Here is a 24,639-nt window from a genome sequence, read left to right on the forward strand (position 1 = left end):
TTGGCGCATTCTACCCTTGGATTTCATGGAGAGAGAACATTCACTGGCCATTACTCATCGACACCCGATGTATTTCCGTGTGAATGCAAGCGGCTCTCATGCACTGTCTGCTGGGGCATTGGAGTGGCCGTGCTGCATCGTCAGCGCTACTCTCCGGTCATATGAACCTCACCTCAATGCCTTTGCCGGGAGCTACAGATGCAAGCGATGACAACCGACGAGCCCGCTTCAACTGTCTCGTTTTTGCAACTGACGGACCTGTTGCGTCGCATCTTTCTGGCGCACGGAACATCGGCGCAGGTGGCGCAAGTGCTTGCTGAAAACTGCGCAAGTGCCCAGCGCGATGGCTCGCACAGCCACGGCATCTTTCGAATCCCCGGCTACCTGTCTTCGCTGGCCAGCGGCTGGGTGGACGGCAAGGCCGTACCGGTTGTCGAGGATGTGGCGACCGCTTTCGTGAGGGTCGACGCCGGCAATGGCTTTGCCCAGCCGGCGCTGGCGGCGGCCAGATCGCTGCTGATCGATAAGGCGCGCAATGCCGGAATTGCAATCCTGGCAATTCGCAACTCTCACCATTTCGCGGCGTTGTGGCCGGATGTCGAGCATTTTGCCGAGCAAAATCTGGTTGCCTTGAGCATGGTCAACAGCATGACCTGTGTCGTGCCTCACGCTGCGCGTCAACCCTTGTTCGGCACCAACCCTATTGCCTTCGCGGCGCCGCGTGCCGGTGGCAATCCGATCGTCTTTGACCTGGCAACCAGCGCCATTGCCCACGGCGATGTGCAGATAGCCGCTCGTGAGGGGCGATTGCTGCCCGAAGGGATGGGGGTCGATCACGCCGGATTAGCCACCCGCGACCCTCGCGCCATTCTCGATGGCGGTGCGCTTTTACCTTTTGGCGGGCACAAGGGGTCTGCGCTGTCGATGATGGTCGAGCTGCTGGCGGCAGGGCTTACGGGTGGCAACTTCTCGTTCGAATTCGACTGGTCGGCGCATCCCGGTGCGCAAACACCCTGGACAGGCCAGCTGCTTATCGTCATTGACCCCGACAAAGGCAGCGGTCAGCACTTTGCCGAGCGCAGCGAAGAGTTGGTGCGACAGCTTCATGGGGCAGGGCAAGAGCGTCTACCGGGTGATCGACGTTACCTTGAGCGGGCACGCTCCATGGCCCAAGGAATTCCTGTTAGCCAGGCTGATCTCGAACGGTTGCAAGGGCTGGCAGGCAAGTGAGCGAGTTACACATTCGCTGACCATTCGTCGCGATGAGTCTTGTGCAAGGGCGTTTATCTAAATACTGTATGCATGAACAGTAAAGAACGAATGAGGTCTGTCATGTCCCTTGACTCAGTACAAAGCCAGGTTGCCCAACCCCATCGCACGCTCTCTGCAATGAACGAAATGCAGCGAGAAGATTTCCTGAGGCTGGCAGCTGCGTTGCGCCAGTTCAATGCCTACGAGCCCGAGGTTTCGATCGCCATCGCAGCTGCCCGTTCCGGGTCCGATTATCGGCAGATTGGTACAATGGAATAGGTTGTCAGTTTTCGGTCGCGGCAAGTCCCGTGTTGATCATGAGTATATGAAGCGTATATGATTCATATATTCAATGTGAGGTGAAACATGGGCCTGGTAAAAATTTCTGAACACATGCACGCCAATCTGCGCTCTGCCAGTGTCGCGCTCAGCCGATCCATCAATGCGCAGGCGGAGCACTGGATGCGTATCGGCATGCTCGCTGAACTGCATCCCGCACTCGATTACAGCGAAATCTGCCAGATGCTGATTCGCATCGAAAACACAGGTGACACTGTATTGACGACTTCTGCCTTCAATGTTTCAGAGCTCTCCGACTCGCGCCGTTCCAAGGCAGCCTCATGAGCAATGCTATCGGCATCAAGACCGAACAGGACCTCGTGCAGTTGCGTATAGCCGGAAGGCTGGCGGCTGATGTACTTGCGATGATCACGCCTTACGTCAAGGCGGGTGTCAGCACTGAAGCGCTCGATGACATCTGCAACGAGTACATCGTCAAAGAGCTGAAAGTGATCCCTGCGAATGTTGGCTATCACGGCTTCACCAAAACCACCTGCATCTCACCCAATGCTGTGGTCTGTCACGGCATACCCTCGGTCAAGGATATTCTGAAGGATGGCGACATCGTCAATATCGACGTCGCAGTCATCAAGGACGGCTGGTACGGCGATACCAGCCGCATGTATCTGGTGGGTGAGGTCAGCCCTCTGGCAAAGCGTCTCGTCGAAACGACCTATGAGGCGACCCGCGCGGGTATTCACGCGGTTCGTCCAGGTGCAACGCTGGGGGACATCGGTTATGCCATCCAGAGCGTCGCACACCGTGAAGGCTTCAGCGTGGTTCGCGAATATTGCGGGCATGGCATTGGCCGCAAGTACCACGAAGAGCCGCAGATTCTGCATTACGGCACTCAGGGCAAAGGTTTGAGACTGAAAGAGGGCATGGTGTTCACCATCGAGCCAATGATCAATGCCGGCAAGGCAGGCACCAAAACGCTGGCGGACGGCTGGACCGTTCTCACCAGCGATCTTTCGCTGTCTGCGCAGTGGGAGCACATGGTCGCAGTGACCTCTAACGGTTTTGAATTGCTGACACCCTGGCCTGACGGGACGGGCGATTACCCTGCCATCTAGCCTGCTTGGAGGCGTCGAGTTGCACGCATGAATAATGGCCTTTTAAGGCCATTATTTTTGGCTGGCAGAAGTGATCAATACTCCAGCGTCGACCTCTTCCAGCGCACTTGCGTGATGCCGAGGCTTTCGGCTTGCAAGGTGGCAATGCGCAACGGGCCTGCAGATATATTGCCACTGACCGTCCCGACGCCCGCATGCAGCGTCGCACAATGCAGTGCGTCATTTTGACAGAGTTGCCTTGTCTGATGCAGGAAGGATCGTGGCTCTCCATTAAACTGGTAATGAATTTCAAATTCCATTTGATGAATCATCATTTGCTGCCTGAAGGTAGGTGTTGCGCCATATTGGATGGAGCTGTCGATGGCATAGCCAGAATGAGAAAACTCTTTCAGCCGAACACCACGCTCTGTAGCTTAGGACGAAAAGCGTCGAGCTCAATGTTCAAGTTAACAGTTGTCCGATGAGTGGGCTGAGCGCCTATTCAAATGAATGGTCTTGGCGCTCGGGATCATCTTTATGGGCGTGTTTAGCCAGCATTTCGCCTATTTACATGACTTCAAATCAACCGGCCCGACAAAGTCGTTACCGCGTCCCATGACACAGGCAACTTGCTGGTTGCGTTGACGCTCCCATACCTGAGGAGGATAGGTCTTGTCCCAGGCCTCATACAGCTGTCGATCCTGACGAGACAAGCGCAGGTTATATTGCTTGCTCATGTAGAAATAGGTGCGAGCGATCATGCCGCGTATCGACGGCCTGGGCATGACCTTTTTGGCCTTGAAATCCACTTGGGTCAGGCATGAGCCATACTGGCCCTTTTTCTCGGGAACCCAGCCAAAACTGAAGTTGCTACGGTCGCCGTTTACTTCGCCAATGCTGGGCACCAGGTTGTGCAGATCGGCTTCGGCACGTTTGTAGACAGCGTCATTTTTTGTGCAATTCTTGCGTCCGCCGTTTTGCCAGCATTGACGCAGGTGGCCGATCTGCCAGGCAGGCACGATATGCTCCCATTCAATTCGGCTGGCGCGCTTGGCGCTCTTGCGCGGAACATAGCCACAGCCGGCGAGGTCAACCCGCTTGCCCGAGTATTTGCAACCACAATAAAACTCGGTCGATTGCGGAGCGTACAGGCCCCAGGCGACTTTTTTCGCTTCGCTGAAGGTGCGCGGGGCGTCGGCCTGGGCTGTGAATGAAGCGCTGATGAGCAGGGTGGTGCAAAACAGGGTAGAGAATCTAAACTTCATGCCGTCAATCTTCCTTCGGCAATGTCCAGAATATCTGTACGCCACCATCATCGCGCCAGGCGAGGGTGACATTATCGTTTTCGGCTATTTCTTCAAGGATCTGCGCCCAGTCGTCTTCCGACTCGTCAGGCTGACGAAAAAGCAGGGCGGCCCTGGATTTTTGCGCAGTCGGCGAGTTGATGATCTTCTGTACCCGTATACCCATGCGCTCGTAGGGGCCGGGAGTGGAGGGGGTCGCTGCGGTTTGTCTTGCCACGGAAAAAGTCCCTGAAGTTGCTGTACGGGCATACAGTATTTCAGTGTCGGATCTTTCGCAACTCCTATGTAAGATAAAGTGCCTGAAGTGGCACACTGCTCGTCTTGAGAACATTTCATAAAACATGAGGAATTACGCATGAATATCAAGTCACTCACATTCCCGCTGCTGGCTGCGGCAGCCTTGGTGTTGGCAGGGTGCTCCACACCCTCTGTCGTTACACTGCAGAACGGTACGCAGTATGTGACCAAAGACATGCCCAAAACCAAGACGCGGGACGGTTTTTATGAGTTCGAGGACATTTCCGGCAAGACAATCCGTATAAAGGCTGACGACGTCGCTACGGTCAGGCCAGAAAACTGATTGAGCCTGTCAGGCATACAGTAAGGCTGATCGCTCTCGTTCAGCACGAGGCGCGATCAGTCAGACAGATTTCATTTCCACTGGATTGACAAAGTCTGCGGCTTTTTTCATAGTTCGCTCCTCGCAAACGTTTGCGTGTCGATGCCTGGCATCGGCCCTGCGTCGTTCGCCCGAAAAATAATCACAAGATCGGAGATGAACTCATGAAGCTGCCATTCGCTGGACGCCTTCTCGCTGTCGCCATGTTTGCTGCCGTTACGGCGGTAATGCCCCTCTCTGCTGCATTTGCCCAGACCCCGGAAAAACCCAAGGTCGCGCTGGTGATGAAATCACTGGCTAACGAATTTTTCCTGACCATGGAAGACGGCGCCAAGGCCTACCAGAAAGAACACGCCAACGAATTCGATCTGGTCTCCAACGGGATCAAGGACGAGTCCGATACTTCTGCCCAGATCCGCATCGTCGAACAGATGATTGTTTCCAGGGTTGATGCACTGGTGATCGCGCCTGCCGACTCCAAGGCACTGGTCCCAGTGCTCAAGAAAGCCACGGATGCCGGTATCAAAGTCGTCAACATCGACAACCAGCTCGACCCTGACGTGCTCAAAAGCAAGCAGCTGCAAATCCCGTTCGTAGGGCCTGACAACCGCAAGGGTGCTGAGCTGGTAGGCGATTACCTGGCTAAAAAACTGACCGCGGGCGATGAGGTGGGCATCATCGAAGGCGTGTCGACCACCACCAACGCCCAGCAGCGTACCGCCGGGTTCAAGGACGCCATGGATAAGGCGCAAATGAAAGTAGTGTCCACGCAGTCCGGCAACTGGGAAATCGACAAGGGCAACGCGGTCGCCTCTGCGATGCTTAACGAATACCCGAACCTGAAGGCTTTGCTGGCCGGCAACGACAGCATGGCGTTGGGTGCGGTCTCTGCCGTGCGTGCGGCAGGCAAGGCTGGCAAGGTAATGGTTGTGGGCTACGACAACATCAATGCAATCAAGCCGATGCTCAAGGATGGTCGTATTCTGGCCACGGCTGATCAGTTTGCCGCCAAGCAGGCTGTCTTCGGCATCGAAGCTGCGCTCAAACTGGTCAAGGGCGAGAAGGTCGACACCAACGAGAAAGGCGTTATAGAAACGCCTGTAGAACTCGTTACCCAACCTTGATCCACGCCGCGTAAAAAAGGCGTCCGTCCCTGAACAGGCGGGCGCCGGGAGAAATGTATGTCAGCGTCTGCTCAGACAGCTGTTCTTTCGGTCAGTGGCATCGGTAAAACCTACGCGCAACCCGTACTCGGTGACGTCGACCTGACGCTCATGCGGGGTGAAGTGTTGGCCCTGACCGGGGAAAACGGTGCCGGTAAAAGCACCTTGTCGAAAATCATCGGTGGGCTGGTTACGCCGACCAACGGGCACATGGAGTATCAAGGGCAGCCTTACGCACCAACGAATCGCACCCAGGCAGAAAAACTTGGTGTGCGGATGGTCATGCAGGAGTTGAACCTGCTGCCGACCCTGACCGTTGCCGAAAACCTGTTTCTTGATAATCTGCCGCGCCGCGCTGGCTGGATCGACCGCAAGCGCCTGCGCGAAAACGCGATCAAGGCAATGGCCCAGGTAGGGCTGGACGCAATTGATCCCGATACGCTGGTGGGTGAGCTGGGTATCGGCCATCAGCAGATGGTTGAAATTGCCCGCAACCTGATCGGCGACTGCCACGTTCTGATCCTTGACGAACCCACTGCCATGCTCACCTCGCGTGAGGTAGAGATGCTCTTTGAGCAGATCACGCGTCTGCAGGCTCGCGGTGTCTCGATTATCTATATCTCCCACCGCCTCGAAGAGCTCGCCAGGGTTTCCCAGCGCATTGCAGTGCTGCGTGACGGAAAACTGGTGTGCGTCGAGCCCATCGCTCGCTACAGCAGTGAACAACTGGTCACTTTGATGGTTGGCCGCGAGCTGGGCGAACACATCGACATGGGGGCTCGGCAGATTGGCGAAGTGGCGCTGTCGGTCAAGGGGCTCAGCCGTGTCGGCAAAGTCGAAGATGTATCGTTCGACGTGCGACGCGGTGAGATTTTCGGTATTTCCGGGCTGATCGGTGCCGGGCGAACCGAACTGCTGCGTCTGATCTATGGCGCTGACGTTGCCGACAGCGGTGCAATCGAAGTCGGCCAGCCGTTGCAAAAGGTCGCCATTCGCTCGCCATCTGATGCCGTCGAGCACGGCATTGCCCTGATCACCGAGGACCGCAAGAGCGAAGGTCTGCTGATGTCGCAATCCATCAGCGCCAACATCGCCTTGGGCAACATGCACTCCATCTCTCGTGCAGGCCTGGTGAATGCTGATGAAGAGCTGAAGCTGGCACAGCGACAAGTCGCGGCCATGCGCATTCGCAGCTCAAGCCCGACCCAACTGGTGTCCGAGCTGTCGGGTGGTAATCAGCAGAAGGTCGTGATCGGTCGCTGGCTGGAGCGTGATTGCCCGGTAATGCTGTTCGATGAACCGACCCGTGGCATCGATATCGGCGCCAAGTTCGATATTTACGCACTACTCGCTGAATTGACCCGTCAGGGCAGGGCGCTGGTAGTGGTGTCCAGCGATCTGCGCGAACTGATGCTGATCTGCGACCGTATCGGCGTGTTGTCGGCCGGCCGCCTGATCGACACGTTCGAACGTGATAGCTGGACCCAGGACCAATTGCTTGCCGCTGCCTTTGCCGGTTATCAGAAACGTGATGCGCTGCTCAATGATGCAGCGCCCAGGAACGACTCATGAAAAATACGCCTTCCCCGACGCTGACAGTGCCGGCCCGCCGCGGCGGCAATTATTTCGGCCTTGGAACCTATATAGGTCTGGCTGGCGCACTGCTGGTCATGATTGTGCTGTTTTCCATTCTCAGCGATCACTTCCTGTCGTATCAGACGTTCAGCATGCTGGCCAATCAGATCCCTGACCTGATGGTGCTGTCTGTCGGCATGACACTGATCTTGATCATCGGTGGCATCGACCTGTCGGTCGGCTCGGTACTGGCGCTGGCTGCATCGGCGGTCAGTGTGGCTATCCTGGGGTGGGGCTGGAGCGTGTTTCCGGCTGCACTGCTGGGCATTGCCTGCGCGACCCTGGCCGGCACGATCACTGGTTCTATCACCGTGGCGTGGCGTATTCCTTCGTTCATCGTGTCCCTTGGCGTGCTGGAAATGGCCCGCGGTGCGGCTTACCAGATGACCAATTCACGCACGGCCTATATCGGCGATTCATTCGCGTGGTTGTCCGATCCGATTGCTTTCGGTATCGCCCCGTCGTTCATCATTGCGCTGTTGGTCATCTTCATTGCTCAGGCAGTGCTGACCCGCACGGTTTTTGGTCGCTACCTGATCGGTATCGGCACCAATGAAGAAGCGGTGCGTCTGGCAGGCATCAATCCCAAACCCTACAAGATTCTGGTGTTTTCGCTGATGGGCATGCTGGCCGGTGTGGCGGCGCTGTTTCAGATATCGCGACTGGAAGCAGCAGACCCGAATGCCGGCGTCGGCCTTGAACTGCAAGTCATCGCTGCCGTGGTGATCGGTGGCACCAGTTTGATGGGCGGTCGTGGTTCGATCATCAGCACGTTCTTCGGCGTGCTGATCATCTCGGTGCTGGCTGCAGGCCTGGCGCAGATCGGGGCGACCGAACCGACCAAGCGCATCATCACCGGAGCGGTCATCGTGATCGCTGTGGTGCTGGACACCTACCGCAGCCACCGGGCACGGCGCCAGGGATGATATGGCCACCATCAAGGATGTAGCGGCGCTGGCAGGGATCTCGTACACCACGGTTTCTCACGTGGTGAACAAGACCCGGCCGGTGAGCGAGCCAGTCCGGCTCAAGGTCGAGGCCGCCATCGCGCAACTGGGCTACGTTCCCAGTGCGGTTGCGCGGTCGTTGAAGGCCAAGACCACGTCCACCATCGGTCTGCTGATTCCTAACGGAATGAATCCGTATTTTGCCGAGCTGGCCAGGGGTATAGAGGATTATTGCGAGCGCAACGGCTTTTGCGTGATCCTCTGCAACTCCGATGACAACCCGGAAAAACAACGCAGTTACTTGCGCGTGCTCCTGGAAAAACGAGTGGACGGTCTGATTGTCTCGTCAGTGGCAGGTGATGCCAGTATTACTTCTGGCCTGACCGATGTACGGACTCCACTGGTGATCGTCGACCGCGAACTTGAAGGCATCGATGCCGACATGGTGCGCATCGATCACGAGCAGGGCGCCTATCTGGCGACCCGGCATTTGCTGGACCTCGGGCATCGGCATATTGCCTGCATCGGCGGCCCTGGCGAAAGCATGGTCGCTGGAATGCGCCTGGCAGGTTATCGGCGGGCCATGCAGCAGGCCTCTCTGGAAGTCTGTGAGGGTTGGGCAGTACACAGCGAGTTCACCAGTTCGGCCGGCCACGAAGCGGCGGTCCGGCTTTTGACCGGACATGCGCCGACAGCCATCTTTGCCGGCAACGACGTCATCGCCATCGGTGTGCTGCGTGCTGCCGCCGAGCGTTCGATTCGTGTGCCTCAGGACCTGTCGGTAATCGGTTTCGATGATATTCAGATGAGTCGTTACGTCTATCCGGCGCTGACCACCGTGGGGCAGTCGATCATGCAGTTGGGTGAAACCGCAGCCGAGATGCTGTTATGCAGAATCGCCGCTCCGCCCGGCGCAGCTGTCGAGAAACGACTTGTAAAGCCTTGTCTTGTAGTGCGTGAGTCCACGGCGCCGCCAAGCGCGCCGTCCCATGAATGATGCGCACGCCCAGTAATGAGTAAATAAGCCATGCAAGCAAAAATAGTGATAGTGGGCAGTCTGAACATGGATCTGGTGATCCGCGCCCAGCGCCTGCCGCGCCCCGGCGAAACACTCAGCGGGGAAACGTTCGATACTGTGCCCGGCGGCAAAGGGGCCAATCAGGCCGTGGCGGCTGCGCGCCTGGGTGCTGGTGTGGCAATGATCGGTTGCGTGGGAGCCGACGCCTATGGAGAGCACCTGCGTGCCGCGTTGCTGGCCGAGAGCATTGACTGCCAGGCCGTTACGGTCGTGGAAGGCGTCTCTACCGGGATCGCTTCGATCGTAGTCGACGCCAACAGTCAGAATGCAATTGTGATCGTGGCAGGCGGCAACGGTCGCCTGACGCCTGCGCTGATCGAGCGTTTCGACGCACTTCTGGCAGGTTCCGAGATTGTTATCTGCCAGCTGGAAGTGCCGACCGAAACCGTTTTCCATACCCTGACCCGTGCTCACGCACTGGGCAAGACCGTGATTCTCAATCCAGCGCCCGCCAGTGAGCCGCTGCCCGAGAACTGGTACGGGCTGATCGATTATCTGATCCCCAACGAAAGCGAAGCGCAGACCCTTACCGGCGTGACGGTCGATTCGCCCGCAGCTGCCGAAAAAGCTGCTGCGACGATGCTGGCGGCCGGTGCGCGCAACGTCATCATTACCCTTGGCGAGCGTGGAACGTTGTTCGCTAGCGCCGACGGTGTGCAGCATATTGACGCACGTCGCGTGCAGGCCGTGGACACCACCGCCGCAGGTGATACCTTTGTCGGCGGTTTCGCAGCCGCGCTGGCAGCCGGGCAGAGTGAGCCGCAGGCCATTCTGTTTGGCCAGGCGGCGGCTGCCATCTCTGTCACCCGAGCGGGTGCGCAGCCGTCCATCCCGACGTTAGGGGAAGTAAAGGAATTCATGTCGTTATGAAAAAAACACCGCTACTCAATATTGCCTTGTCCCGTGTGATCGCTTCACTGGGGCATGGCGACATCCTGATGATCGTAGACGCCGGAATGCCGGTGCCGCCGGGTGTCGAGCTGATTGACCTGGCGCTCACCCGTGGTGTGCCGGATTTCGTCAGTGTGCTGGATGTCGTGCTGAGCGAAATGCAGGTCGAAAGCCATGTTCTGGCCAGTGAAATGGCCGAGATCAAGCCGCCCGCCCTGCAGATCATCGAAAGCCTCAACCTAGATGATCAACTGGGTCAGCAACGCTGGATCAGTCATGAAGACCTGAAAGCCTTGAGCCGCACAGCCAAGGCGATCATTCGCACTGGAGAGTGTCAGCCGTACAGTAATCTGGCGCTGGTGTCCGGAGTGGTGTTTTAACTATTCAAGAAAGGGAGTTTCATATGAAGTTGATACAGTTTTCCAGGCAGTTAATTCGGGGAGCATTGCTGTTGTCCATCCTGAGTACCGCTGCTGTGCAAGCAGCAGAAAAGCGTGACCTGATCATCGATACCGACCCGGGCGCGGACGATGTCGTCGCGCTGCTACTGGCGCTGGCTTCTCCGCAAGAGCTGAACGTGATGGCCATCACGACCGTGGCCGGCAACGTGCGGCTGGACAAGACATCACGCAATGCCAGGCTGGCGCGCGAGTGGGCCGGGCGTGAGGAAGTGCCTGTGTATGCCGGAGCACCCAAGCCATTGGTGCGCACGCCGATCTATGCCGAGAATATCCACGGCCAGGAAGGTCTGCCAGGCGTGCCTATCCATGAGCCCGCCAAGGGCCTGGCCGAAGGCAATGCGGTCGACTACCTGATCCGCACGCTGAGCAAGGCCAAGCCACACAGCATCACCATCGCCATGCTCGGTCCGCAGACCAACCTTGCGCTGGCATTGGTGCAGGCTCCCGAAATTACTCAGGGCATCAAGGAAGTGGTGGTCATGGGCGGTGCGCATTTCAATGGGGGTAATATTACCCCGGCTGCCGAATTCAATCTGTTCGCTGACCCGCATGCCGCGCAGATCGTTCTGGTCAGTGGCGTGAAGCTGACTTACGTGCCGCTGGACGTGACCCACAAGATCCTCACCAGCGAACAACGACTCAAGCAGATCGCCGCGTTGAACAACAACGCCGGCAAGCTGGTGGACGGGATTCTCAATGAATACGTGAAGCTGGACATGGAACACTATGGGTTGCCCGGTGGCCCGGTTCACGACGCCAGTGTCATTGCCTGGTTGCTCAAGCCTGAGCTGTTTACCGGTCGGCAAATCAATGTCGCGATAGATACGCGCGAAGGCATCGGCTTCGGTCAGACCGTCGCTGACTGGTACGGCACCCTCAAGCAGCCGCAGAATGTGTTCTGGGTCGAAAATGGCGACGCTCAGGGCTTCTTCGATCTGCTGACCGAGCGTCTGGCGCGATTGAAGTGATCATGCCGTCTTGATGATCGGTATCAGGCAGGCAGTTTCGCTGCCCCGTAACGGCTCAATACCTGAGTGACAAAGGCGCGGGCACCCTCGGTGCCCAGTTCCTTGATCAGCAGATCGACTGCAATGATCATCAACTCTTCCGGGTTTCCCGGGCTGTGCGAGCATTGGCCTTGAGGCCACTTGGCTTTTATGTCCGCGTCTATGGATATGGCTGTCATGGTGTCTTATCTCCAGTGAAAGGTCCCGCATGACGCTGTGCGCTTCCCGGCGCTTGCGTCACTGGCAGTAAACCATTCCAGACGCGTTTTGACACTCCTACTTACATATAACGCTCATAGTCCTGATCAATAACGGGCCGGGTAAACGTTTTGTGACGATTTGATCGCGCACCTGGCGTGATGCCAAGGCAGACTCATGACCTTGCCAGATCAACCGCTTACTGATGGCCTGCGGGATACGGTGTGCAACCAACGCGTTTGAATGCGGTCGGACCAGGTCTGGAAATGTTTATTGGCAGAGGAGGGTGTATGCCCCGGAAATTCGCAACATTGTGTTTTGTCGTATTGGCGTCAGTGCTGGCAGGGTGCAGCAGTACGACATCCGCGCCGAGTGCCGAAGCGTCCGCCAAGGCGCCAGCGCCAGCCAGCACCGCTATACCGGGCCGCTGTGACGCAGAGTCTGGGCAGTTCGCCATCGGCAAGCAGGCTTCTATCGACCTTCTGTCGCAAGTGCGCGCTCGTACCGGGTCGCAGGATGCACGCATTCTCGGGCCTGACGACATGGTCACGCTGGAATACCGATCCGAACGGGTGAACGTCAATACCGATGCTGCGGGAAAGGTGACACGCATTAATTGCGGCTGAGGCGATGCTTTACTGGCGCGCATAAAAAACCCCGTCAGTGACGGGGTTTTTTTGCGTAGGGTGAATCAGTCAACGCGGACTTGTTCTGCTTGCATGCCTTTCTGGCCCTTAGCAGCAACAAAAGAAACGGTCTGACCTTCTTTCAGGCTTTTGAAACCGTCGCTTTCGATCGCTTTGAAGTGTACGAACAGGTCGTCACCGCCACCCTGTGGAGTGATAAAGCCGAAGCCTTTTTCATCGTTGAACCATTTTACGGTGCCGGTTTGGCGATTAGACATGGTGTATCTCCAGAAACATAATTTTCAATAAGCGTGCTGCTCAGGCCAACTGGGCACACGGCCCTATCATAGTCGAAATGAGCAAAAAAACAGCTACTCTGTCGAGCACTTTAGTCAAAGGTCACTCACATTAAGCTCTTCATACTCTGAATGGGGCCTGATGGAGCCCTCTCCGAGCCCCTGGCTTGCGTATTCCTGGTGCGTCAAAGGCCTGATTTAAAAGGCTTTAAGCCAAGCCGGGGTTCAGGGTCGCAAGCACTGGAAGTGTCGATTTCGCCCCGGCCAAAAAAAGCGATTATTTTGTTCCGGTGCAGTTTTCGGTGACCAGTTTCTGCAGTTTTGCAGTCAGCGCGGCAGGTACTGCAGCTTTTGTATCACTGAGCGAGGCGATCTCCTTGTCGGTAAAATGGCTGTCGATCTGCTTCGCTGCGCATTCGCAGTGGGCTTTGGCGGTCTTGTCATCCAGCTTCTGTTGCTTGGCAGACGCCACACACTCTGTGGTGAAAGTGTTGCGTGTTGCACCGTCCATTTCTGCGTGGGCGCTCACTGAGCCAAAGGCCGCGCTCAGGGCGAGGAGGGATGTCAGATATGAAAGCTTCATGGTGTTCTCCTTTTTTGCTGGACAAAAACGTGCATAGGTTTAGATGACTTCTGACGTCTGTCAGCTCCACCAGTTCAGGTCACCTGTTATTTACGCCTGATTTACGCCGATGTGCATCGGCAGCTCTCCAGCTGTGTTAGGATGCGCGTCCTGTTATTTTCAAGTGCTCCTTAGTCGGCGGTCTTCAGGCTGATGGTTTTCCAGTGCGGCACGCAGGTTTTTTTCGTACATTCCAGTCATCTGGTTCGGTTCAAGGTTGGCCGCAAGGCTCCTGCCACTGTGAGGCAGGCATACCACCGAATCACGTACTGGCTCATCCCAACCCACGTGACCTTTGGTAGGGGTCACCACTAGGAGAGGAGGCGCCATGCCAACTATTACTCTTCCCGACGGCAGTCAACGTTCATTCGATCATGCGGTTTCCGTAGCCGATGTCGCGCTTTCAATCGGCGCAGGGCTGGCCAAGGCCACCGTTGCCGGTAAAGTCGACGGTAAGCTCGTCGATGCCTGCGACCTGATCGAAAACGATGCCAGCCTGCAGATCATCACCCCCAAGGATCAGGAAGGACTGGAAATCATCCGTCACTCTTGCGCCCACCTGGTCGGGCATGCGGTCAAGCAGTTGTATCCGACTGCAAAAATGGTCATCGGCCCGGTGATCGATGACGGCTTTTATTACGATATCGCCTATGAGCGCCCGTTCACGCCTGATGACATGGCGGCGATCGAGCAGCGCATGCAGCAGCTGATCGAGAAAGATTACGACGTCATCAAGAAAGTCACGCCGCGCGCCGAAGTGATCGAGGTATTTACCGCCCGTCACGAAGACTACAAGCTGCGCCTGGTCGAAGACATGCCGAACGAGCAGGCGATGGGCCTGTATTACCACGAAGAATACGTCGACATGTGCCGCGGTCCGCACGTGCCGAATACGCGCTTCCTGAAATCCTTCAAGCTGACCAAGCTGTCCGGTGCCTACTGGCGCGGCGATGCCAAGAATGAGCAATTGCAGCGTATCTACGGCACCGCCTGGGCAGACAAGAAGCAACTGGCTGCCTACATCCTGCGCATCGAAGAAGCCGAAAAGCGCGACCATCGCAAGATCGGCAAGCGTCTTGGCCTGTTCCATACCCAGGAAGAAGCGCCGGGCATGGTCTTCTGGCATCCGCAGGGCTGGACCCTGTATCAGGTGCTTGAGCAGTACATGCGTAAGGTGCAGCGTGAGAATGGTTACCTCGAGATCAAGACTCCGCAAGTGGTCGACCGCTCGCTCTGGGAAAAATCAGGGCACTGGGCCAACTACGCCGACAACATGTTCACTACCGAGTCCGAAAACCGCGATTACGCCATCAAGCCGATGAACTGCCCTTGCCACGTGCAGGTGTTCAATCAGGGCCTGAAGAGCTACCGCGAGCTGCCGATGCGCCTGGCCGAGTTCGGTGCCTGTCACCGTAACGAGCCGTCGGGTGCCCTGCACGGCATCATGCGTGTGCGCGGGTTCACTCAGGACGACGCGCATATCTTCTGCACCGAAGATCAGATGCAGGCCGAGTCCGCCGCATTCATCAAGCTGACGCTCGATGTCTATGCCGATTTTGGCTTCAAGGACATCGAACTCAAGCTATCCACCCGTCCTGAAAAGCGTGTGGGTTCCGACGAATTGTGGGATCGTGCCGAGTCGGCTTTGGCCTCTGCGCTTGACAGCGCTGGCCTGCCTTACGATCTGCAGCCTGGTGAAGGCGCGTTCTACGGTCCGAAAATCGAGTTTTCACTCAAGGACTGCCTTGGTCGGGTTTGGCAGTGCGGCACGCTGCAGCTGGACTTCAATCTGCCAATCCGCCTGAACGCCGAATACGTTTCCGAAGACAACAGTCGCAAGAATCCGGTCATGTTGCACCGTGCGATTCTCGGTTCCTTCGAGCGTTTCATCGGTATTCTGATCGAGCATTATGAAGGCGCGTTTCCGGCGTGGCTGGCGCCGACGCAGGCAGTGATCATGAATATCACTGACAAACAGGCCGATTTTGCCCTTGAAGTGGAAAAAACTCTGGCCGAAAGCGGGTTTCGTGCCAAGTCCGACTTGAGAAATGAAAAGATCGGCTTTAAAATCCGTGAGCATACTTTGCTCAAGGTTCCTTATCTCCTCGTGATTGGAGATCGGGAGGTTGAAATGCAAACTGTCGCTGTGCGTACACGTGAAGGCGCTGACCTTGGCTCGATGCCGGTCGCCCAATTCGCTGAATTTCTCGCACAAGCGGTTTCCCGGCGTGGTCGCCAAGATACGGAGTAATTATTATTAAGCGTGAAATGAGACAAGATAAACGAGCTGCACCCAAGGCCCCGATCAATGAAAATATCTCGGCCCGCGAGGTTCGTTTAATTGGCGCTGACGGCGAGCAGATTGGCATCGTCTCGATTGATGAAGCGCTTCGTATAGCCGAAGAGGCGAAGCTGGATCTGGTAGAGATTTCTGCCGACGCACTTCCTCCGGTCTGCCGTGTGATGGATTACGGCAAATCGATCTTCGAGAAGAAGAAGCAGGTTGCTGCAGCGAAGAAAAACCAGAAGCAGATCCAGGTTAAAGAAATCAAGTTTCGTCCAGGGACGGAGGAAGGGGATTACCAGGTAAAACTACGCAACCTGGTACGTTTCCTGAGTGACGGGGACAGGGCCAAGGTATCGTTAAGATTCCGCGGTCGTGAGATGGCCCACCAGGAGCTGGGTATGGAGCTGTTGAAGCGGGTTGAAGGTGACTTGCTCGAATACGGTTCCGTCGAACAGCATCCTAAGATGGAAGGACGCCAGCTGATCATGGTCATCGCCCCGAAAAAGAAGAAATAACCACCAGGGCACGGCAGGCCTTGCGGTTATATTTATCAACTGAATGCGGAGTATCCGAACATGCCAAAGATGAAGACTAAAAGTGGTGCAGCTAAGCGGTTTTTGAAAACTGCTAACGGCATCAAGCACAAACACGCTTTCAAGAGCCACATCCTGACCAAAATGTCGACAAAGCGTAAGCGTCAACTGCGCGGTAGCAGCTTGCTGCATCCGTCTGACGTGGCAAAAGTCGAGCGCATGCTGCGCCTTCGTTAATTTTGATCAAGATATAGAGGAAGTAACTCATGGCTCGTGTAAAGCGTGGCGTCATTGCCCGTAAGCGTCACAAAAAAATTCTGAAACTTGCAAAAGGCTACTACGGCGCGCGTTCACGCGTATTCCGTGTTGCCAAGCAAGCGGTAATCAAGGCAGGCCAATACGCCTACCGTGACCGTCGTCAGAAAAAACGTCAGTTCCGCGCTCTGTGGATCGCTCGTATCAATGCTGGTGCTCGTGTTAACGGTCTGTCCTACAGCCGTTTCATTGCCGGCCTGAAAAAAGCGTCCATCGAGATCGACCGTAAGGTTCTGGCTGATCTGGCAGTGAACGAAAAAGCGGCGTTTGCTGCGATTGTCGAGAAAGCTAAAGCCACTTTGGCCTAAGTCCCCGACAATCACTGGCCCCGGTCTCCGGGGTTGGTGTTAAACGTCATAAATAGGGGAAGAGCCTAAAGCTCTTCCCCTATTTTGTATCTGGAGTCTGTACATGGAAAACCTGGACGCGCTGGTCGCTCAAGCTCTTGAGGCTGTGCAAGGCGCCGAAGATATCAATGCCCTGGAGCAAATCCGGGTTCACTACCTCGGCAAGAAAGGCGAGTTGACTCAGGTTATGAAGACCTTGGGGAACCTGCCCGCTGAAGAGCGTCCGCAAGTCGGCGCGCTGATCAACGTTGCCAAGGAGCGTGTCACAGAGGTCCTCAATGCGCGCAAGGCGTCGTTCGAGCAGGCAGACCTTACTGCCAGACTCGCCGCCGAATGCATCGACGTGACCCTGCCGGGCCGTGGTCAGACCTCCGGTGGTCTGCACCCGATCACCCGTACTCTGGAACGCATCGAACAGTTCTTCACACACATCGGCTACGGCATTGCCGAAGGCCCGGAAGTCGAAGACGACTACCACAACTTCGAGGCGCTCAACATCCCTGGCCATCACCCGGCCCGGTCGATGCATGACACCTTCTATTTCAATGCGAACATGCTGTTGCGCACCCATACCTCGCCGGTACAGGTCCGCACCATGGAATCGCAGCAGCCGCCGATCCGCATTGTCTGCCCTGGCCGTGTGTACCGCAGCGACTCCGATATTACCCACTCGCCGATGTTCCACCAGATCGAAGGTCTGCTGGTTGATCGCGATATCAATTTTGCTGACCTGAAAGGCACCATCGAAGAGTTTCTGCGGGTGTTCTTCGAAAAAGAACTGGCCGTGCGCTTCCGTCCTTCGTATTTCCCGTTCACCGAGCCTTCGGCAGAAGTGGATATGGAATGCGTGATGTGCAGTGGCAAGGGCTGCCGTGTCTGCAAACAGACCGGCTGGCTGGAAGTCATGGGCTGCGGCATGGTTCACCCCAGCGTCCTGCGCATGTCCGGCATCGACCCTGAAGAGCTTCAGGGTTTCGCGTTCGGCATGGGTGTAGAGCGTCTGGCCATGCTGCGTTACGGCGTCAATGATTTGCGCCTGTTCTTCGACAACGATCTGCGGTTCCTCGCGCAATTTCGCTAAGTCGTAACGAACCTTTCAGGAGAGCAGGATGAAATTCAGTGAACAATGGCTGCGTGGCTGGGTAAGCCCGCAGGTTTCTCGCGACGAGCTGGTTGCTCGTCTGTCGATGGCCGGTCTTGAGGTTGACAGCGTGACGCTGGCCGCCGGCGTTTTCACCGGCGTAGTGGTGGGCGAGGTGCTGAGCACCGAGCAGCACCCTGATGCCGACAAGCTTCGCGTGTGCCAGGTCAGCAATGGCAGCGAAACCTTTCAGGTCGTCTGCGGTGCGCCAAACGTGCGCCCGGGCCTGAAAATCCCGTTCGCCATGATCGGTGCCGAGCTGCCGGGCGACTTCAAGATCAAGAAAGCCAAACTGCGTGGCGTCGAGTCCAACGGCATGCTGTGTTCCGCTGCCGAATTGCAGGCCGGAGAAGGCAATGATGGCCTGATGGAGCTGGCGGCTGATGCGCCGGTCGGTCAGGACATTCGTGTCTATCTGGGCCTGGACGACGCCAGCATCGAAGTTGATCTGACCCCCAATCGGGGCGACTGCCTGTCAGTGGCTGGCCTGGCTCGTGAAGTAGGCGCGCTGTACGCCGCTGAAGTGACGCGTCCGCAGGTTGCCGCTGTTGCAGCTGTGCATGATGAGGTACGTCCGGTCGAAGTATTGGCGCCGGCTGCCTGCCCGCGCTATCTGGGTCGCGTTATTCGTAATGTCGACCTGTCGCGTCCGACTCCGCTGTGGATGGTCGAGCGCCTGCGTCGCTCCGACGTACGCAGCATCGACGCGGCTGTCGATATCACCAACTATGTGATGCTGGAACTGGGTCAGCCTCTGCATGCGTTCGATCTGGCCGAAATCAATGGCGGGATCCGCGTTCGCATGGCCGAGGAGGGCGAGAAGCTCGTTCTGCTCGACGGTCAGGAAGTCAGCCTGCGTGCTGACACACTGGTCATCGCCGACCACCAGCGCGCATTGGCTATTGCCGGCGTGATGGGTGGCGAACACAGCGGCGTGACTTCAGGGACCCGCGATGTCTTCCTGGAAAGCGCGTTCTTCGACACCATCTCGGTAGCTGGCAAGGCGCGTTCCTACGGCCTGCACACCGATGCCTCGCATCGTTTTGAGCGTGGCGTTGACTGGCAACTGGCCCGTGAAGCCATGGAGCGCGCCACCGGCCTGCTGCTGGAAATCACTGGTGGCGAAGCCGGCCCTGTAATTGAAGTGACCAGCGAGCAGCACCTGCCTTCGATTGCGCCGGTTACGCTGCGCGCCAGCCGCGTCGAGCAGATGCTCGGTCTGGTCATTAAAAACGCTGAAATAGAACGGCTGCTGACGGGGCTTGGCCTGACAGTGTCTGCCGAAACCGATGGTCAGTGGCGTGTCGACGTGCCAAGTCATCGTTTCGACATCAGCCTTGAAGTCGATCTGATCGAAGAGCTGGCGCGTCTGTACGGCTACAACCGTCTGCCGGTTCGATACCCGCAAGCCCGTCTGGCACCTCAAGCCAAGGCCGAGGCCAAAGGCGATCTGCCAGAGCTGCGTCGTCTGCTGGTTGCTCGCGGTTATCAGGAAGCGATCACCTACAGCTTCATCGACCCGAAATGGTTCGAACTGTTTACTCCAGGTGCCAAACCTCTGCTGCTGGCCAATCCCATCTCCAATGACATGGCCGCCATGCGCGCCTCTTTGTGGCCCGGTCTGGTGAAAGCTCTGCAGCACAACCTGAATCGTCAGCAGGATCGCGTTCGCATGTTCGAAAGCGGTCTGCGCTTCGTCGGTCAGCTCGATGGCTTGAAACAAGAGCCGATGTTGGCAGGTGTGGTGTGCGGCAGCCGCCTGCCGGAAGGCTGGGCACAAGGTCGCGATGCGGTCGATTTTTTCGACGTCAAGGCCGACGTCGAAGCGGTTTTGGGTTTTGCCGGCGCACTGGGGGAGTTCACTTTCACGCCGGGCCAGCATCCTGCCTTGCATCCAGGCCAGACTGCACGCATCGAGCGCGATGGTCGTGAAGTCGGCTTCCTGGGCTCCATCCACCCTGAGTTGTCAAAAAACCTGGGTCTGGATCGTCCGGTGTTTGTCTTCGAGCTGGTGCTGGCAGAAGTTTCGACAGGCCGTCTGCCGAAATTCAACGAGTTGTCGCGCTTCCCTGAAGTGCGTCGTGACCTGGCGTTGCTGGCCGATCGTGACGTTTCAGCGAGTGCCGTCATGGACGTAATCCGTGAAAATGCAGGCGAGTGGCTCACAGACCTCAGGTTATTTGATGTTTACCAGGGTAAAGGCATTGATCCACATAGAAAAAGCCTCGCAGTCGGCTTGACCTGGCAGCATCCATCGCGCACTCTTAATGACGATGAGGTAAACGCAACGACACTTGCTATCCTCACCTCGCTAGAGGAGAGGTTAAACGCCACGTTAAGGAAGTAGCGTATGGGGGCTCTGACGAAAGCTGAGATGGCCGAACGTCTGTACGAAGAGCTGGGCCTGAATAAACGGGAAGCCAAGGAATTGGTCGAACTGTTTTTTGAAGAAATCAGGCACGCTCTGGAAGATAACGAGCAGGTGAAGTTGTCAGGTTTTGGCAACTTCGACCTTCGAGACAAGCGCCAGCGGCCTGGGAGAAATCCCAAGACCGGTGAAGAGATTCCGATTACGGCGCGCCGTGTGGTCACCTTTCGTCCAGGGCAGAAGTTGAAAGCCCGAGTTGAGGCATATGCTGGAACCAAGTCATAACGACGAGCTGCCGCCCATCCCAGGCAAACGCTACTTCACCATCGGTGAGGTCAGCGAGCTCTGCGCGGTAAAACCGCACGTTCTGCGTTATTGGGAGCAGGAGTTTCCTCAACTCAACCCCGTCAAGCGACGCGGAAACCGCCGTTATTATCAGCGCCAAGACGTGCTGATGATCCGTCAGATCCGCGGGCTGCTCTACGATCAGGGCTTCACCATCGGTGGCGCCCGACTTCGCCTCACCACCGGAGAACCAAAAGACGATACCCAGCAGTACAAGCAGATGATTCGGGAGATGATTGCCGAGCTGGAAGATGTACTGGTCATGCTCAAGGCGTAATTGATCAGCCAGGATACTTCCAAAATTCAAACGCTTAGGGTATATTTCTCAACGTTTTCGCAAGTTGCAAAACAGATACACGCCAAGTCGGGGCGTAGCGCAGTCCGGTAGCGCACTAGCATGGGGTGCTAGGGGTCGAGTGTTCGAATCACTCCGTCCCGACCATATAATTCAATGACTTAGCCGCCTTTGTGCGGCTTTGTTGTTTTTGCTTCAGTGACTTTCCGAGTGATCCCGGTCTTTTTGCTCATGCCTGTTTCCTTTTGAGTATGGTGAGCGCTGGTGCGCGTGAGTCAGTTGCTGATACCTTATTTGCCGCTGCAATGAGTTGATCCAGTTCCGCTGCTGAGTAGTGACTGGTGATGCTTCCGTTCTTGTGACCGAGCAACGCTTTGCGATCCTCTTCTGTCACCCCGGCCGCTCGCAACCTTCTGCCAAAGGTGTGCTTGAGGTCGTGGATGCGGACTCGCAAAAATCCGTCATGGGCCTTTCGCAGAAACTTCTCCCCCCACTTGGTCGCCGCTCTGATTCGCGCCTTCTTCCAGGCCGAGTCGTTCATGCGGTGAACCGTCGTTTCATTCCCTTCACCATCCGGCTTGCCGAACGGAAACACGAACAGCTTGTGCTTGCCGCGCTGCTGCTCAATAACCGACTTCGCAACGTCGTTCAGCACTACCAAGCGCTCATCCCTGTTCTTCACACCGGCCTTCGCGCTTCGACCACCAAAACCAGCCGGGATCAGGAATACGCTAGTTCCCAGCTCCGGCACCGCAATTTCCCAATCCCATTGCAGCTTACAAACCTCCTGCTCGCGGCACCCGGTGTTCACCTTGAACATCGCCATCGTTTGCAGGTGGGCCGGCAACTCCGCAAAAAGAATCGACTGTTCCTCCCATGAAAGTGGGTAGGGCTTGCGGCAGTTCGTCTTTTCGTCCAGCAAGGAGATCATCGGCACAACGTCCAGCCACGGACGCCGCTCCTCATCCCGCCATTTCCTTGCACACAAGTTCAAAACCCTGATTACGCGTTGCAGCGCGATATTCACGGTTCTGTTCGTCACCGGTTTCCCATTCTCGGGCTCAAGCTTTGACTTGATGTAGGGTGCAAGGGCGTCATCATCCACATGCGTGATTGGCATATGCCCGATGAAGGGGTCGAGCTGCGCCATGTAAGTGGCTGAAATATGGATCGAAGGCTGATTTCTCACTTCCATCAGGAAGCGGATAGAGGCCTCTCTCCACGTTCGAACCTGGCGCACGCCGTACACCTTCCGCTGCCGCAGCTTTTCCAGCATGTGGATCAGGTACTGCTCGGCTTCCGCCCGGTCACAAGTGCCAGTACTTTCTTGAATTCGCTCTCCTCGGTATTTTTTGTCGATCTTCCAGATGCCGTTCGGCATTTTCTGTAGGCCGGTGATTGCTTTTTGGGCCATGACGTTGCTCCTATGGCCCCGGCATGGCGCTCGCTGCGGGGCTGATTGTTGTCCTGATTGGCCGCCTTTTCAATCGCCTTGCTCTCGACGTAGGCATCAGCCCACGCGTCCAGCTCCAGCCGATCAAAGCCGACGCCTTGTTTTCCAATGGGAAATTCCCGCACGTTTGGGCGCACGGTCTTGTTGAATTCGTCACGACACATGCCCAGATAGCCGTAGGCATCACCTGCCCGGATGAACCGGGGCAGGATTGGCGCTACCTGGGCGGCAGATTTATTTGCCATAGAGGTACTGCTCCGGGCCGCGCTGGGCGGCGGAAGGGGTTATTCCCAGTCGTGACTGAGCAAAGGGTTGATCGGCGGGTTGCACTGAAGCGTTGCCAGATCCAGCAGTGTGAAATGGCCGTCCATCCAGCCTGCCGTATCGATGTGGTAGACGTTTCCGAGGATGGCTGGCTGGCGAAGCGGCGTATGACCCACGACCAGAGCCTTGATCCCCGTCACGCCAGAGGCGTCGGCATCTTGAATCCGGTTGCGCGACCACATGCAGGTGTTATGCACCAGCTTCAAGCGCTTGCGCGTCAGTGGGCTTTCCAGCTCCGCGCGCAGCTCATCCCATGACGGGAATGGGCAATCAGCGTGGACGATTCCGACCAGGCCGCCTGCCGTCTCCACCTCGATGGCGATTGGCAGGTCGTCGAACATGACTTGATAGTTCTTCTGCTCGTCCAGCGGTAGGCCCACGAACCAGGTTCCGCCGTTGTACATCCAGTTGCCGATGTCGCAGGTATCGAAACGGCAGACGTAATCGTCATGGTTGCCGCGCACCGGGTGAAACCAGGGCTTGTTCAGCCACTTGATCACGTCTTCGCACTCCGGCCCACGGTCAACCAGATCGCCAACGCTGAACAACCGATCAACTGCAGGGTTGAAACCGGCAGCATCCAGCGCCACCTGCAGCCGAGTGAAGTGCCCGTGTATGTCGCCAACCGCGAAATCGCGGCCAGCCGTGTTCTCGGTGAAGCGCTTGATGCGCACTACCTCTATTGTTTCGAGCATGCGGATTCCTCGCCCGCCGATCACCGGCAGGCTCTGTAGGGAAGGGGGTTATGGGTACTGGTGGGTAATTCGGTCGGCGATGCCTTCCAACTGCTCGGCCATGTACCACATGTCGTTGTTGTCGCGACGGGAGACGACAGTGGAGCGCTGGACGTTGCGGCCCATGAGGATGCACGCTGCAATGCGGATCATCCCGGCCTCCAGCTTTCTGCGCAGCCAGCCTTTACGAAAGATCAAATCTCCATATCCTCGGACTCACCGCCATCGCTGGGCGACGATCCAGCTTTCGCGAGCGCGATTACTTTTTCTGCCTGCTCGAGCAGCTCCGGGTACTGATCGTTCCAGTTCTGCTTGTAGGCTTTGGCGAGCATCGCTTCGAGAGCCTTCAAGAGCTCTGGCGCGGTGCGCATCAGATATGCGTTCGCCCAGCTTTCGTCGCCGATCACATGCTTGATGCCGTTATGATCCATGGCGCCGATAGTGGCGATTTCCAGCGGCTCACCGTCGCGCTCGACGCAGATGCAGTAGTCTTGACGGTCTACTAACCATTGTTCTTTGGTGTGGTTGCTCATTAACAATCGCTCCAGTTCATGCCCTGGATGTACTCGCAAGCGACCATAAGGCTATCTGCCGGAACGGTGCTTTCGGTTTTACATCGCCGAAATACGCAATAGCGGCCTTGGCGCGCTCAAGCGACAGTTGGGCATGTCTCAACTGCCATGCTTTGCACTGTTTGTATGAGCGCAGCGCTAGCTCTTTACTGGTGTAGGCGAACCGCCCACCGTGGTCGCCGCCATTCTTGAGCGCCCGCTTGCGATATTGCTTAAGCAGCGATTCCCGCTGAGATCCACCGAACAGGCTGTCGTGGAATTCAGACACGATGTACCAGCACTGCTCTGTTTCACCGACAACTACGTTACGCCTGCAAGTGACCGCCAGGCCCTTTGGGTCTGGTTCGTCGACGTATCGATAATGGTCCGGGCCGAGCTTTTGCTTTTCTTCGGGCATGACTTCGTCCTTGCCGCACACGCGACTGACATTGAGTTA

General features: G+C 56.9%; 33 protein-coding genes and 1 tRNA gene. 22 read left to right on the forward strand and 12 right to left on the reverse strand.

What is annotated here, in order from left to right:
- Positions 1–198 precede the first annotated feature (198 nt).
- The 4 genes from POR16_RS10205 to map all read left to right on the forward strand — a co-directional run bounded on the left by POR16_RS10205 (position 199) and on the right by map (position 2,663).
- Positions 199–1,230: an Ldh family oxidoreductase gene (locus POR16_RS10205; RefSeq protein WP_005893498.1), complete on the forward strand. Its 1,032-nt coding sequence runs from the start codon at positions 199–201 to the stop codon at positions 1,228–1,230.
- Between the two features lie 102 nt (positions 1,231–1,332).
- Positions 1,333–1,530 (forward strand): hypothetical protein, encoded by a 198-nt coding sequence (locus POR16_RS10210; RefSeq protein WP_005893496.1) that lies wholly within the window; start codon positions 1,333–1,335, stop codon positions 1,528–1,530.
- A gap of 87 nt (positions 1,531–1,617) precedes the next feature.
- The gene (locus tag POR16_RS10215) at positions 1,618–1,875 is read left to right on the forward strand and encodes a ParD-like family protein (RefSeq protein WP_005893494.1); all 258 of its coding nucleotides are present in this window, start codon (positions 1,618–1,620) and stop codon (positions 1,873–1,875) included.
- Positions 1,872–2,663: a type I methionyl aminopeptidase gene (gene map, locus POR16_RS10220; RefSeq protein WP_005893492.1), complete on the forward strand. Its 792-nt coding sequence runs from the start codon at positions 1,872–1,874 to the stop codon at positions 2,661–2,663. Before POR16_RS10215 ends, map begins: the two co-directional genes overlap by 4 nt.
- Before the next feature lie 74 nt (positions 2,664–2,737).
- Here the strand turns inward: map and POR16_RS10225 are convergent, their stop codons facing one another.
- The 3 genes from POR16_RS10225 to POR16_RS10235 all read right to left on the reverse strand — a co-directional run bounded on the left by POR16_RS10225 (position 2,738) and on the right by POR16_RS10235 (position 4,112).
- The gene (locus POR16_RS10225) at positions 2,738–2,974 is read right to left on the reverse strand and encodes a DUF6555 family protein (protein WP_005893490.1); all 237 of its coding nucleotides are present in this window, start codon (positions 2,972–2,974) and stop codon (positions 2,738–2,740) included.
- A gap of 231 nt (positions 2,975–3,205) precedes the next feature.
- Positions 3,206–3,907: an endonuclease gene (locus POR16_RS10230; protein WP_005893487.1), complete on the reverse strand. Its 702-nt coding sequence runs from the start codon at positions 3,905–3,907 to the stop codon at positions 3,206–3,208.
- 4 nt (positions 3,908–3,911) lie between these two features.
- Positions 3,912–4,112, reverse strand: a complete 201-nt coding sequence (locus POR16_RS10235) for a DUF1654 domain-containing protein (RefSeq protein ID WP_005893485.1) — start codon at positions 4,110–4,112, stop codon at positions 3,912–3,914.
- 189 nt (positions 4,113–4,301) lie between these two features.
- Between POR16_RS10235 and POR16_RS10240 the strand changes: the two genes are divergently transcribed.
- The 8 genes from POR16_RS10240 to POR16_RS10275 all read left to right on the forward strand — a co-directional run bounded on the left by POR16_RS10240 (position 4,302) and on the right by POR16_RS10275 (position 11,708).
- On the forward strand, positions 4,302–4,526 hold the full coding sequence (locus POR16_RS10240; RefSeq protein WP_005893482.1) for a YgdI/YgdR family lipoprotein: 225 nt from the start codon (positions 4,302–4,304) through the stop codon (positions 4,524–4,526).
- Positions 4,527–4,768: 242 nt separating this feature from the next.
- A complete protein-coding gene (locus tag POR16_RS10245) occupies positions 4,769–5,689 on the forward strand; it encodes a sugar ABC transporter substrate-binding protein (RefSeq protein ID WP_371903754.1) in 921 nt (306 codons plus the stop codon).
- Positions 5,690–5,746: 57 nt separating this feature from the next.
- Entirely contained in the window at positions 5,747–7,300 is a 1,554-nt protein-coding gene (locus tag POR16_RS10250) for a sugar ABC transporter ATP-binding protein (protein WP_024669836.1), read from the forward strand.
- Positions 7,297–8,289: an ABC transporter permease gene (locus POR16_RS10255; protein ID WP_024669837.1), complete on the forward strand. Its 993-nt coding sequence runs from the start codon at positions 7,297–7,299 to the stop codon at positions 8,287–8,289. The genes POR16_RS10250 and POR16_RS10255 overlap by 4 nt, the downstream gene beginning before the upstream one ends.
- A 1-nt stretch (position 8,290) precedes the next feature.
- Positions 8,291–9,307 carry a LacI family DNA-binding transcriptional regulator gene (locus tag POR16_RS10260; protein ID WP_005893473.1) on the forward strand — a complete coding sequence of 339 codons (1,017 nt, stop codon included), beginning with the start codon at positions 8,291–8,293 and terminating at the stop codon, positions 9,305–9,307.
- A 30-nt stretch (positions 9,308–9,337) separates the two neighbouring features.
- Positions 9,338–10,258, forward strand: a complete 921-nt coding sequence (gene rbsK, locus POR16_RS10265) for a ribokinase (protein ID WP_005893471.1) — start codon at positions 9,338–9,340, stop codon at positions 10,256–10,258.
- Positions 10,255–10,659: a D-ribose pyranase gene (gene rbsD / locus POR16_RS10270; protein WP_005893469.1), complete on the forward strand. Its 405-nt coding sequence runs from the start codon at positions 10,255–10,257 to the stop codon at positions 10,657–10,659. Before rbsK ends, rbsD begins: the two co-directional genes overlap by 4 nt.
- A 23-nt stretch (positions 10,660–10,682) precedes the next feature.
- Positions 10,683–11,708 (forward strand): nucleoside hydrolase, encoded by a 1,026-nt coding sequence (locus tag POR16_RS10275; protein WP_005893465.1) that lies wholly within the window; start codon positions 10,683–10,685, stop codon positions 11,706–11,708.
- 23 nt (positions 11,709–11,731) lie between these two features.
- Here POR16_RS10275 and POR16_RS10280 read toward each other — a convergent pair whose 3' ends face one another.
- On the reverse strand, positions 11,732–11,926 hold the full coding sequence (locus POR16_RS10280) for a hypothetical protein (RefSeq protein ID WP_005893462.1): 195 nt from the start codon (positions 11,924–11,926) through the stop codon (positions 11,732–11,734).
- Positions 11,927–12,235: 309 nt separating this feature from the next.
- Here POR16_RS10280 and POR16_RS10285 point away from each other — a divergent pair, with 309 nt between their 5' ends.
- Entirely contained in the window at positions 12,236–12,571 is a 336-nt protein-coding gene (locus POR16_RS10285) for an I78 family peptidase inhibitor (RefSeq protein WP_005893460.1), read from the forward strand.
- A gap of 65 nt (positions 12,572–12,636) precedes the next feature.
- On the opposite strand, the gene POR16_RS10290 is transcribed toward POR16_RS10285, so the two are convergent.
- Both POR16_RS10290 and POR16_RS10295 read right to left on the reverse strand, forming a co-directional pair.
- Positions 12,637–12,849 carry a cold-shock protein gene (locus POR16_RS10290; protein ID WP_002553156.1) on the reverse strand — a complete coding sequence of 71 codons (213 nt, stop codon included), beginning with the start codon at positions 12,847–12,849 and terminating at the stop codon, positions 12,637–12,639.
- Positions 12,850–13,144: 295 nt separating this feature from the next.
- Entirely contained in the window at positions 13,145–13,450 is a 306-nt protein-coding gene (locus POR16_RS10295) for a hypothetical protein (protein ID WP_005893458.1), read from the reverse strand.
- A gap of 367 nt (positions 13,451–13,817) precedes the next feature.
- On the opposite strand from POR16_RS10295, the gene thrS reads away from it, so the two are divergent.
- The 9 genes from thrS (at position 13,818) to POR16_RS10340 (ending at position 21,267) form a co-directional block, all read left to right on the forward strand.
- On the forward strand, positions 13,818–15,740 hold the full coding sequence (thrS, locus tag POR16_RS10300; RefSeq protein ID WP_005893456.1) for a threonine--tRNA ligase: 1,923 nt from the start codon (positions 13,818–13,820) through the stop codon (positions 15,738–15,740).
- Entirely contained in the window at positions 15,740–16,291 is a 552-nt protein-coding gene (gene infC / locus POR16_RS10305; RefSeq protein ID WP_170855886.1) for a translation initiation factor IF-3, read from the forward strand. Before thrS ends, infC begins: the two co-directional genes overlap by 1 nt.
- 60 nt (positions 16,292–16,351) lie before the next feature.
- On the forward strand, positions 16,352–16,546 hold the full coding sequence (rpmI, locus tag POR16_RS10310; protein WP_002553160.1) for a 50S ribosomal protein L35: 195 nt from the start codon (positions 16,352–16,354) through the stop codon (positions 16,544–16,546).
- Between the two features lie 29 nt (positions 16,547–16,575).
- Positions 16,576–16,932 (forward strand): 50S ribosomal protein L20, encoded by a 357-nt coding sequence (gene rplT, locus POR16_RS10315; RefSeq protein ID WP_002553161.1) that lies wholly within the window; start codon positions 16,576–16,578, stop codon positions 16,930–16,932.
- 103 nt (positions 16,933–17,035) lie between these two features.
- Positions 17,036–18,052: a phenylalanine--tRNA ligase subunit alpha gene (pheS, locus tag POR16_RS10320; protein ID WP_005893453.1), complete on the forward strand. Its 1,017-nt coding sequence runs from the start codon at positions 17,036–17,038 to the stop codon at positions 18,050–18,052.
- Positions 18,053–18,080: 28 nt separating this feature from the next.
- Complete coding sequence (gene pheT / locus POR16_RS10325) at positions 18,081–20,459, forward strand: phenylalanine--tRNA ligase subunit beta (protein WP_005893451.1); 2,379 nt, start codon at positions 18,081–18,083, stop codon at positions 20,457–20,459.
- Between the two features lie 3 nt (positions 20,460–20,462).
- Positions 20,463–20,765, forward strand: coding sequence for an integration host factor subunit alpha (gene ihfA / locus POR16_RS10330; protein ID WP_002553164.1), 303 nt, complete (start codon positions 20,463–20,465; stop codon positions 20,763–20,765).
- On the forward strand, positions 20,746–21,102 hold the full coding sequence (locus tag POR16_RS10335) for a MerR family transcriptional regulator (protein WP_005893448.1): 357 nt from the start codon (positions 20,746–20,748) through the stop codon (positions 21,100–21,102). Before ihfA ends, POR16_RS10335 begins: the two co-directional genes overlap by 20 nt.
- Before the next feature lie 88 nt (positions 21,103–21,190).
- Positions 21,191–21,267, forward strand: a tRNA-Pro gene (locus POR16_RS10340).
- 82 nt (positions 21,268–21,349) lie between these two features.
- Here the strand turns inward: POR16_RS10340 and POR16_RS10345 are convergent.
- Genes POR16_RS10345 through POR16_RS10365 form a run of 6 tightly spaced genes read right to left on the reverse strand, consistent with a single transcriptional unit; the run spans position 21,350 to position 24,600 of the window.
- Positions 21,350–22,501 (reverse strand): tyrosine-type recombinase/integrase, encoded by a 1,152-nt coding sequence (locus tag POR16_RS10345; protein WP_234887642.1) that lies wholly within the window; start codon positions 22,499–22,501, stop codon positions 21,350–21,352.
- Positions 22,402–22,818, reverse strand: coding sequence for a hypothetical protein (locus POR16_RS26560; RefSeq protein WP_005893442.1), 417 nt, complete (start codon positions 22,816–22,818; stop codon positions 22,402–22,404). The genes POR16_RS10345 and POR16_RS26560 overlap by 100 nt, the downstream gene beginning before the upstream one ends.
- Positions 22,819–22,857: 39 nt before the next feature.
- Positions 22,858–23,592 (reverse strand): metallophosphoesterase, encoded by a 735-nt coding sequence (locus POR16_RS10350; protein ID WP_005893440.1) that lies wholly within the window; start codon positions 23,590–23,592, stop codon positions 22,858–22,860.
- Between the two features lie 48 nt (positions 23,593–23,640).
- Positions 23,641–23,829, reverse strand: coding sequence for a hypothetical protein (locus POR16_RS10355; protein WP_005893438.1), 189 nt, complete (start codon positions 23,827–23,829; stop codon positions 23,641–23,643).
- Positions 23,826–24,164, reverse strand: a complete 339-nt coding sequence (locus POR16_RS10360; RefSeq protein ID WP_005893436.1) for a hypothetical protein — start codon at positions 24,162–24,164, stop codon at positions 23,826–23,828. Before POR16_RS10360 ends, POR16_RS10355 begins: the two co-directional genes overlap by 4 nt.
- A gap of 16 nt (positions 24,165–24,180) precedes the next feature.
- Positions 24,181–24,600 (reverse strand): hypothetical protein, encoded by a 420-nt coding sequence (locus POR16_RS10365; protein ID WP_005893435.1) that lies wholly within the window; start codon positions 24,598–24,600, stop codon positions 24,181–24,183.
- Between the last annotated feature and the right edge of the window lie 39 nt (positions 24,601–24,639).

The sequence above is a fragment of the Pseudomonas coronafaciens pv. oryzae str. 1_6 genome (assembly GCF_000156995.2).
GTDB lineage: Bacteria > Pseudomonadota > Gammaproteobacteria > Pseudomonadales > Pseudomonadaceae > Aquipseudomonas > Aquipseudomonas tremae.

What these genes read in the sequence shown, in the direction of transcription:
- POR16_RS10205 (WP_005893498.1), top strand. Translation starts at nt 199, where the DNA reads ATGCAAGCGATGACAACCGACGAGCCCGCTTCAACTGTCTCGTTTTTG.
- POR16_RS10210 (WP_005893496.1), top strand. Translation starts at nt 1,333, where the DNA reads ATGTCCCTTGACTCAGTACAAAGCCAGGTTGCCCAACCCCATCGCACG.
- POR16_RS10215 (WP_005893494.1), top strand. Translation starts at nt 1,618, where the DNA reads ATGGGCCTGGTAAAAATTTCTGAACACATGCACGCCAATCTGCGCTCT.
- map (WP_005893492.1), top strand. Translation starts at nt 1,872, where the DNA reads ATGAGCAATGCTATCGGCATCAAGACCGAACAGGACCTCGTGCAGTTG.
- POR16_RS10225 (WP_005893490.1), bottom strand. Translation starts at nt 2,974, where the DNA reads ATGATTCATCAAATGGAATTTGAAATTCATTACCAGTTTAATGGAGAG.
- POR16_RS10230 (WP_005893487.1), bottom strand. Translation starts at nt 3,907, where the DNA reads ATGAAGTTTAGATTCTCTACCCTGTTTTGCACCACCCTGCTCATCAGC.
- POR16_RS10235 (WP_005893485.1), bottom strand. Translation starts at nt 4,112, where the DNA reads ATGGGTATACGGGTACAGAAGATCATCAACTCGCCGACTGCGCAAAAA.
- POR16_RS10240 (WP_005893482.1), top strand. Translation starts at nt 4,302, where the DNA reads ATGAATATCAAGTCACTCACATTCCCGCTGCTGGCTGCGGCAGCCTTG.
- POR16_RS10245 (WP_371903754.1), top strand. Translation starts at nt 4,769, where the DNA reads ATGTTTGCTGCCGTTACGGCGGTAATGCCCCTCTCTGCTGCATTTGCC.
- POR16_RS10250 (WP_024669836.1), top strand. Translation starts at nt 5,747, where the DNA reads ATGTCAGCGTCTGCTCAGACAGCTGTTCTTTCGGTCAGTGGCATCGGT.
- POR16_RS10255 (WP_024669837.1), top strand. Translation starts at nt 7,297, where the DNA reads ATGAAAAATACGCCTTCCCCGACGCTGACAGTGCCGGCCCGCCGCGGC.
- POR16_RS10260 (WP_005893473.1), top strand. Translation starts at nt 8,291, where the DNA reads ATGGCCACCATCAAGGATGTAGCGGCGCTGGCAGGGATCTCGTACACC.
- rbsK (WP_005893471.1), top strand. Translation starts at nt 9,338, where the DNA reads ATGCAAGCAAAAATAGTGATAGTGGGCAGTCTGAACATGGATCTGGTG.
- rbsD (WP_005893469.1), top strand. Translation starts at nt 10,255, where the DNA reads ATGAAAAAAACACCGCTACTCAATATTGCCTTGTCCCGTGTGATCGCT.
- POR16_RS10275 (WP_005893465.1), top strand. Translation starts at nt 10,683, where the DNA reads ATGAAGTTGATACAGTTTTCCAGGCAGTTAATTCGGGGAGCATTGCTG.
- POR16_RS10280 (WP_005893462.1), bottom strand. Translation starts at nt 11,926, where the DNA reads ATGACAGCCATATCCATAGACGCGGACATAAAAGCCAAGTGGCCTCAA.
- POR16_RS10285 (WP_005893460.1), top strand. Translation starts at nt 12,236, where the DNA reads ATGCCCCGGAAATTCGCAACATTGTGTTTTGTCGTATTGGCGTCAGTG.
- POR16_RS10290 (WP_002553156.1), bottom strand. Translation starts at nt 12,849, where the DNA reads ATGTCTAATCGCCAAACCGGCACCGTAAAATGGTTCAACGATGAAAAA.
- POR16_RS10295 (WP_005893458.1), bottom strand. Translation starts at nt 13,450, where the DNA reads ATGAAGCTTTCATATCTGACATCCCTCCTCGCCCTGAGCGCGGCCTTT.
- thrS (WP_005893456.1), top strand. Translation starts at nt 13,818, where the DNA reads ATGCCAACTATTACTCTTCCCGACGGCAGTCAACGTTCATTCGATCAT.
- rpmI (WP_002553160.1), top strand. Translation starts at nt 16,352, where the DNA reads ATGCCAAAGATGAAGACTAAAAGTGGTGCAGCTAAGCGGTTTTTGAAA.
- rplT (WP_002553161.1), top strand. Translation starts at nt 16,576, where the DNA reads ATGGCTCGTGTAAAGCGTGGCGTCATTGCCCGTAAGCGTCACAAAAAA.
- pheS (WP_005893453.1), top strand. Translation starts at nt 17,036, where the DNA reads ATGGAAAACCTGGACGCGCTGGTCGCTCAAGCTCTTGAGGCTGTGCAA.
- pheT (WP_005893451.1), top strand. Translation starts at nt 18,081, where the DNA reads ATGAAATTCAGTGAACAATGGCTGCGTGGCTGGGTAAGCCCGCAGGTT.
- ihfA (WP_002553164.1), top strand. Translation starts at nt 20,463, where the DNA reads ATGGGGGCTCTGACGAAAGCTGAGATGGCCGAACGTCTGTACGAAGAG.
- POR16_RS10335 (WP_005893448.1), top strand. Translation starts at nt 20,746, where the DNA reads ATGCTGGAACCAAGTCATAACGACGAGCTGCCGCCCATCCCAGGCAAA.
- POR16_RS10345 (WP_234887642.1), bottom strand. Translation starts at nt 22,501, where the DNA reads ATGCCGAACGGCATCTGGAAGATCGACAAAAAATACCGAGGAGAGCGA.
- POR16_RS26560 (WP_005893442.1), bottom strand. Translation starts at nt 22,818, where the DNA reads ATGGCAAATAAATCTGCCGCCCAGGTAGCGCCAATCCTGCCCCGGTTC.
- POR16_RS10350 (WP_005893440.1), bottom strand. Translation starts at nt 23,592, where the DNA reads ATGCTCGAAACAATAGAGGTAGTGCGCATCAAGCGCTTCACCGAGAAC.
- POR16_RS10360 (WP_005893436.1), bottom strand. Translation starts at nt 24,164, where the DNA reads ATGAGCAACCACACCAAAGAACAATGGTTAGTAGACCGTCAAGACTAC.
- POR16_RS10365 (WP_005893435.1), bottom strand. Translation starts at nt 24,600, where the DNA reads ATGCCCGAAGAAAAGCAAAAGCTCGGCCCGGACCATTATCGATACGTC.